8 protein-coding genes are annotated in these 6,653 nt (G+C 61.0%); 3 read left to right on the top strand and 5 right to left on the bottom strand.

Annotated features, from left to right (window positions below; all coding sequences use genetic code 11):
• Window positions 1-98: 98 nt before the first annotated feature.
• The 3 genes from EN884_RS20175 to gatB all read right to left on the bottom strand — a co-directional run bounded on the left by EN884_RS20175 (window position 99) and on the right by gatB (window position 2,957).
• Window positions 99-797 carry an AIM24 family protein gene (locus EN884_RS20175; protein ID WP_027160398.1) on the bottom strand — a complete coding sequence of 233 codons (699 nt, stop codon included), beginning with the start codon at window positions 795-797 and terminating at the stop codon, window positions 99-101.
• 161 nt (window positions 798-958) lie between these two features.
• Window positions 959-1,453, bottom strand: coding sequence for a GNAT family N-acetyltransferase (locus EN884_RS20170; RefSeq protein ID WP_063168096.1), 495 nt, complete (start codon window positions 1,451-1,453; stop codon window positions 959-961).
• A 4-nt stretch (window positions 1,454-1,457) separates the two neighbouring features.
• Window positions 1,458-2,957 (bottom strand): Asp-tRNA(Asn)/Glu-tRNA(Gln) amidotransferase subunit GatB, encoded by a 1,500-nt coding sequence (gene gatB / locus EN884_RS20165; RefSeq protein WP_063168097.1) that lies wholly within the window; start codon window positions 2,955-2,957, stop codon window positions 1,458-1,460.
• A gap of 354 nt (window positions 2,958-3,311) precedes the next feature.
• Between gatB and EN884_RS20155 the strand changes: the two genes are divergently transcribed.
• On the top strand, window positions 3,312-3,614 hold the full coding sequence (locus tag EN884_RS20155; RefSeq protein WP_082826465.1) for a YjhX family toxin: 303 nt from the start codon (window positions 3,312-3,314) through the stop codon (window positions 3,612-3,614).
• A gap of 47 nt (window positions 3,615-3,661) precedes the next feature.
• On the opposite strand, the gene EN884_RS20150 is transcribed toward EN884_RS20155, so the two are convergent.
• Window positions 3,662-4,093: a CBS domain-containing protein gene (locus EN884_RS20150; RefSeq protein ID WP_013531344.1), complete on the bottom strand. Its 432-nt coding sequence runs from the start codon at window positions 4,091-4,093 to the stop codon at window positions 3,662-3,664.
• An 87-nt stretch (window positions 4,094-4,180) separates the two neighbouring features.
• Window positions 4,181-4,939, bottom strand: a complete 759-nt coding sequence (locus EN884_RS20145) for a rhomboid family intramembrane serine protease (protein WP_013531343.1) — start codon at window positions 4,937-4,939, stop codon at window positions 4,181-4,183.
• Between the two features lie 388 nt (window positions 4,940-5,327).
• Between EN884_RS20145 and EN884_RS20140 the strand changes: the two genes are divergently transcribed.
• On the top strand, window positions 5,328-5,960 hold the full coding sequence (locus EN884_RS20140; protein ID WP_024503876.1) for a PAS domain-containing protein: 633 nt from the start codon (window positions 5,328-5,330) through the stop codon (window positions 5,958-5,960).
• Window positions 5,961-6,143: 183 nt separating this feature from the next.
• Window positions 6,144-6,653 (top strand): PilZ domain-containing protein (locus EN884_RS20135; protein ID WP_164895074.1); only part of this gene is annotated, 510 nt, incomplete at its 3' end.

The raw sequence follows: 6,653 nt of genomic DNA, 5'->3' as shown, positions 1-6,653 counted from the left end.
GCCCTTGCATATCCGTGGTGAGCCGGCACGGCAAACGCCGCGATGACGCATGGCCGGGTCGCGGCCGCCATTGCTGCCCGCCAGTGGCCTTCGCCGAACTATTCCTCCGTCGGCATATGCAGATACATCGACTGGATGCCGACACGGCCCGGTCCGGTGAATCGGTTGACGATGAAATTCATGTTGGCGCCGAAGAAGCCGCTCGACAGGCGATCGATCTTGGTCTCCATCCTGACCGAGGCATCCTTGAACAGCCAGCCGCCTGGTTCGATGTCGATGGTTTCGCCGGCGGCGAGCGTCTTTTCGAAGACGTTGCCATAGCCGTGCAGCCAGACGATGCCATCGCCGGAATCACCGCGAAAGCGGTCGATGAAAAAGCCGCTCTGGCCGAACAGCATCGTCGCCAGGCCGCGCACCCGTTCGAAGGTGTAGTCGACATTGCCGGTGGCGGCGAGAAACTGGTGCTCGCGCACCTGGATCTCTTCGCCGTGCCTGAGATGGATCGGCACGATGTGGCCCGGCCCATCGCGGCTGAAGGCAACGATGCCCGCCCCCGACGCCTCGGTGACGAAGATCTGCATGCCGGCCATCATCCGCTTCAGCGCGCCCTTCAGCGATTTCAGGCCGATGGTGATGGTGGAATTCTTCCACAAAAGGATGTGGTGCTCGAAATAGACCGGCATGCGCGTGACATCGACCGAAAGCACCGGCACCAGCTCGCCCGCTATATGATAGGTGACGCCGCCAAAGGTCTCGTCCGACACCTGTGTCGGCATCAGTTCCGGCAAGCTTGGCATGACGATTCCCCAAGCTGCCTCGCATGCCACCGGTCAAACACCGATCATGGCTGGGGTCAGCGGCCACAGCTTTGCGCTCGATATTTGCGCCGTCAAATGAAAGCCGTGTGCTCGAGGGTCCACTCGCAACAACGTGATGCAATCGCGCGATCATCGAGCGCTCAGGCGGTCAGCATCCGCTCAAGAATCAACGCAGCAATACCGGACTGCGCCGGCCCATAATTGTCGGCCCGGCCAATCTCGGCAAAGCCGTTGGCCAGATAGAAGGCGACCGCACGCCTGTTCTGCTCCACGACCTCGATGCGTAGAGAGCGGGCTTCCGGAAAATTCTCGATCACCTCATCGAGCAACATCCCGCCGATGCCCCGGCCTTGCAGGTCGGGTGCGACATGGAGCTGTTGCAGGTCGACCACGGTGCCGCCTTCGACGCTTTCGGCATAGGCGACGCCGCCGATGCGCTTGCCGTCGTCGGCGACCAGGAATTCGGCATTCGGCCGCTCAAGGCTAGCTCTCAATTTCGCCGGCGAACACCAATCCTCGATGACCCGGTCGATCCGATCAGGGCCATAGACCGCGTCATAGGTCGTGTGCCAGGTTTCGACCAGCAGCGCCCGGATGGCCGTCAGATCACGTTCACCTGCGGTGCGGACAAACACCGCGCTACTCGATGCCCAGCTTGGTCTTGACGAGGTCGTTGACCGCTTGTGGATTGGCCTTGCCGCCGGTCACCTTCATCACCTGGCCAACGAACCAACCGGCCATGCTCGGCTTGGCGCGCGCCTGTTCGACCTTGTCGGGGTTGGCTGCAATCACCTCGTCTACGGCCTTCTCGATGGCGCCGGTGTCGGTGACCTGCTTCATGCCACGGCTCTCGACCAGCTGGCGCGGATCGCCGCCCTCATTCCAGACGATCTCGAACAGGTCCTTGGCGATCTTGCCGGAAATGGTGCCGTCCTTGATCAGATCGATGACCGCGCCAAGCTGCTCGGGGGAAACCGGAGCGTTTTCAATGTCTTTTCCGGCCTTGTTCAATTGCCCGAGCAGATCGTTGATGACCCAGTTGGCGGCGAGCTTGCCGTCGCGGCCGGCGGCCACCTTCTCGAAATAGTCGGCGATCGGCTTTTCCGAAACCAGGATCGAGGCGTCATAGACCGACAGGCCGAGCGACGCGATCAGCCGCGCCTTCTTGTCGTCTGGCAGTTCCGGCAATTCCTTGGCCAGCGCATCGACATAGGCCTGGTCGAATTCCAGCGGCAAGAGGTCCGGATCGGGGAAGTAGCGGTAATCATGCGCCTCTTCCTTGGAGCGCATCGAACGCGTCTCGCCCTTGACGGCGTCGAACAGCCGCGTCTCCTGGTCGATCTTGCCGCCATCCTCGAGAATGGCGATCTGCCGGCGCGCCTCGTAGTCGATGGCCTGGCCGATGAAGCGGATCGAGTTGACGTTCTTGATCTCGCAGCGCGTGCCGAACTCGCCGCCCGGCTTGCGCACCGAAACGTTGACGTCGGCGCGCATCGAACCTTCGTCCATGTTGCCGTCGCAGGTGCCGAGATAGCGCACGATGGTGCGCAGCTTGGTGACATAAGCCTTGGCTTCGTCGGCCGAGCGCATGTCGGGCTTGGAGACGATCTCCATCAGCGCCACGCCGGAGCGGTTGAGGTCGACATAGGACATGGTCACATGCTGGTCGTGCATCGACTTTCCGGCATCCTGCTCCAGATGCAGCCGCTCGATGCCGACTTCGATGTCCTCGAATTCGCCCTGACGATCGGGGCCAACGGAAACGATCACCGTGCCCTCGCCGACGATCGGCTGCTTGAACTGCGAGATCTGGTAGCCCTGCGGCAGGTCTGGATAGAAGTAGTTCTTCCGATCGAAGACCGACTTGTGGTTGATCTGCGCTTTCAGCCCAAGGCCGGTGCGGATCGCCTGCTTGACGCATTCCTCGTTGATGACCGGCAGCATGCCGGGCATCGCCGCATCGACCAGGCTGACATTGGCGTTGGGCGCCGCGCCGAAAGCGGTCGAGGCGCCGGAAAACAGCTTTGCTTCCGATGTAATCTGGGCATGGACCTCGAGGCCGATGATGATCTCCCAGTCGCCGGTGGCACCGGAAACAAGGCGCTTGGCGTCGGGCGTGCGGGTGTCGATGAGGGACATGGTGGCCTGCGTATTGGAACTGCGGATAATGCGTTTCGCACACTTTGGTGTGCAACTTCGCTAGTGCAAACCGCCAAAAGAGACAAGCGCCCAAAAAACACAAGCGCAAAGCCGCGGACTGGCCTTTTCAGCTGCGTTCGCCTATGGGAGGTCCATTCCAATGGAGAGTGGATGTCCACTTACGCTCAGTCCCGGTAAGGCCCTGACCTCCTGGCGAGGCAGGGCAGAAAACCTGAAACCCCGTGCCGCGAAGCTTCGCGGCGGCGGCATTTTTTGTTTTCCCGGAAAACTCTCACATGGATATTTCGCGCAGCGCATGACCCCGAAAATCGGTATCGATTTTCGGAAAGGATCATGCGCCAAATCATAAGTGCCACAGCGTCCTTTGCGCGTGCAAGAGGACGCGCGGCGCTGTGGAAACAGCGCATCCTGCACCTGCTCGCGCAGGGCGGACGCATTGAAATCGAAAAGAACGAGAAGAAACGGATCGCCTCCGTCAAATGCCTGACCCGCGACGGCTGGCATTATCCGGGCGTCGATCTCGAGCTGTTTCGAAAACTGAAGCGGAAGAAGGCTGTTTCTTCGTCTGACGGTGGACCCTACCGCATCACCCGGCGCGGGCTCGCACTCGTCCGCTCCGAACTCGACAACAGGTAACCACGGCTCCGCCGGTCGGTTCTCCGGCCGGCGGTTCGCCTCACCGCTCAGGCGGTGGCGATGTAGGCTCTGATCTCGTCGGCCTCGCGCTCGACATCCTCGATGCGGCGCTTGACCACGTCGCCAATGGACACGATGCCATCGAGCATGCCGTCCTTTTCCACCGGCAGATGGCGGAAGCGGCCTCGGGTCATGATCTCCATCACCTCGTTGACGGTGTGGTTTTCGTTGCAGATCTTCACTTTCGGCGTCATCGCCGAACGCACGGGGATATCGAGCGCGGCTCCACCTTCGCGGGCGACAACCCGGACGATATCGCGCTCTGACAGGATGCCGACGATCTTGCGATCGCCATTGGTGATGACCAGCGCCCCGATCTTGTGCTCTGCCAGGATACGGATGGCTTCGCTAAGCTTTTCGTTCGGCCCGAGCGTCAACACGTCATGGCCTTTTCTCTCGAGAATTGCCTTAACCGTCATGGCGTCCTCCTCTGCTTTGCCTGCCGGTTCCTGCCCTGACCGGCCTTCACGTAAGAGTGAACATCGTGCGCCGTGATCGGTTGCATTTCAAGTGTGGTGGTCGGCCGTCTCCCATTCGGGCGCCTGCCATCGCCTGTCGAACCAGCGCAGGCCGAAGAAGCCGGCGACAAAGCCGCCAATATGGGCCTCCCAGGCGATCTGGCCGTCTACCCCCGGGGCAAAACCGAGCAGGCCGGTGGCGAGATTGATGACCATCCACATGGCAAGGAAAATCACGACACCGCGCAAGCGCAACACGAATGCGATCGGCAGCACCGGGCCGGCGAAGGCGGCCTTGCCGGCCGAACGATCGGTGCGGAAGCCAAAACGCGCCGCAGCCCCCATCATGCCTGATATCGCACCGGAAGCCCCGACCAGCGGCGCCTCACCGTAAGGATGCAGTGCCCAGAAAAGCGCGACCGAAGCCAGCCCGGTTGCGGCAAAGAACAGCGCGAACCACAGCGTTCCCAGACGGTTTGCCAATGGTGAGCCAAACGCGGCGAGCCACACCATGTTGATGGCGATATGGGCAAAGCCGCCATGCATGAACGCGTAGGTGAAGGGCCGCGAAAACAGGAACCAGTCGAAGCCGTATTGCCCGGTGTAGAGAACGGGGATGAAGGCCCCGTCATACAGCAATGTCATCTGCTGGGATTCGCTCAACACATATTGCTGCAACAGATAGACGACGACGCAGATGCCGATCACCGCCAGCACGACGGGCGGCAGGTTGAACACCGGCTCGCGCCGCGGCTCGGGCGCGCCCTCGACCGGGTCGGCTTCCGAGGGAATTACCGGTTCACTCATTTGAAATTGCACTCACTGCGGGATTCCAGGTTCGAGCATCTAGATTAACGCGGACCGAACAGCAAACCGCGAATCATCTGGCGCGAATCAAAAAAGAAGCCGTTCAAGGTTTCCCTTGAACGGCCGGTCGAGCCCCCTGCTCCCCTAAAACTCTGACTGAAGTGCTGCCGATCGTCGCGAAACGACCGCTTCTGGAGTGGTTTTTGTGTGCCACGGGGCTGGCTCAGACGCAACGTAAACCACTTGTTAACCTTAACGACCCCGACCCGTGAACAAGTGTTAACGACGCTGGCACGCTTCCTGCTCCGCAACGCATGTAGGTCCTCGGAGGGCGCCCTTCTGTTCACCGATGGGACATCAGACGACAGATTGCGCGGAGCAGCATAGCATGAACCAGAATGGATCGATCACGCTGTTCCAATATTGGAACCGCCTGCGTGATGGACGCCCCGCCCCGAAGCGTTCGGAGGTCGAACCGGCCGACATCAAGTCGCTGCTGGCCGACACCTTTATCCTGGAACGTGACACGCGCGGACAGGCCGTATTCCGGCTGGCCGGCACGAGGCTTTGCGCCTGCTACGGCCGCGAGCTCAAGGGGTTTTCCTTTCCATCGCTGTGGCGCGAGAAGGACCAGCGGCTCGTCTCGCGCCTGATCCATGGCGTGTTCGAGCAGAAATCGGTCGTGCTCATCAGCTATGAGGGCTTCAGCCGCAACGGGCGCTCCAATAAGTTCGAACTGCTTGCCCTGCCGCTGGACGGCGGCGTCGAAAATCCGCGCTGCCTGGGCGTCATCAGCGCCGTGGAGAAACCCTTCTGGCTGGGTGCCGATCCGATCACCGATGCGTTGATCGATTCAATCCGCGTCATAGATCCGGAGAAGGAGCTTCTGAACAATCGCCCGGCGATCGATGTTCCCTCGCTTGTTCCCGATGAACTTGGGGCACCCGAGACGATCTCGGCGCTCGGCCGGGTGCGTCGCATCCGTCATCTCGTCGTCTTCGATGGCGGGCGCGAGGAATAGTCCGCTGTTTTTTGAGACCTGATGCACGTCGCCCAAAACTGCGCGGCGGTTTTGGCACCACGGCCTGCAAAAAGGAAAACGCTGGAGCGCCCGCTTTTCCCCTTTGTTAACCCGCTTTGTTGTACTTCTGTGATGAAGTTCCTCGCATCGGCGCGCGGGATGCCAAACGGGGTGTAGGCAGTCATGAGGTCAGCGGCGGTCGACTATGCGCCGTCCCAAGCTGAAAGGCGAAACTTTCAGCGCGTCCGGGTTAAAATTTACGGACGCTTCATGCTGGAAGACCGCACCGAACATCCCTGCCAGGTCGTCGACATGTCACCGGGCAATGTCGCGTTTCGCACCGACCGCATCGGCATGCCCGGCGAAAAAATCATCGCCTACATCGATCATATCGGCCGCATCGAAGGCGTCGTCACACGCACCCTGCAGGACGGTTTCGCAATGACCGTCATTGCGTCGGATCGCAAGAAGGACAAGCTGGCCGCGCAATTGACCTGGCTGGCCAACAAGCATGAACTCGACCTGCCGGAAGATCGCCGCCACGAGCGCGTCGCACCGCGCAATCCGACAAGCGTGCTGCAGCTCACCGACGGCCGCCAGTACCAGTGCCGCATCATCGACCTTTCGCTCTCCGGCGCCGCTGTCGAAATCGACGTCAAACCGGCGATCGGCATCCAGGTCATGCTTGGCACC

The sequence above is a fragment of the Mesorhizobium sp. M7A.F.Ca.AU.001.01.1.1 genome (genome assembly GCF_004022735.1).
Classification (GTDB): domain Bacteria; phylum Pseudomonadota; class Alphaproteobacteria; order Rhizobiales; family Rhizobiaceae; genus Mesorhizobium; species Mesorhizobium ciceri.
Note: the sequence above shows the minus strand (reverse complement) of the source record. Positions and strands in the feature narration are given on the sequence as shown.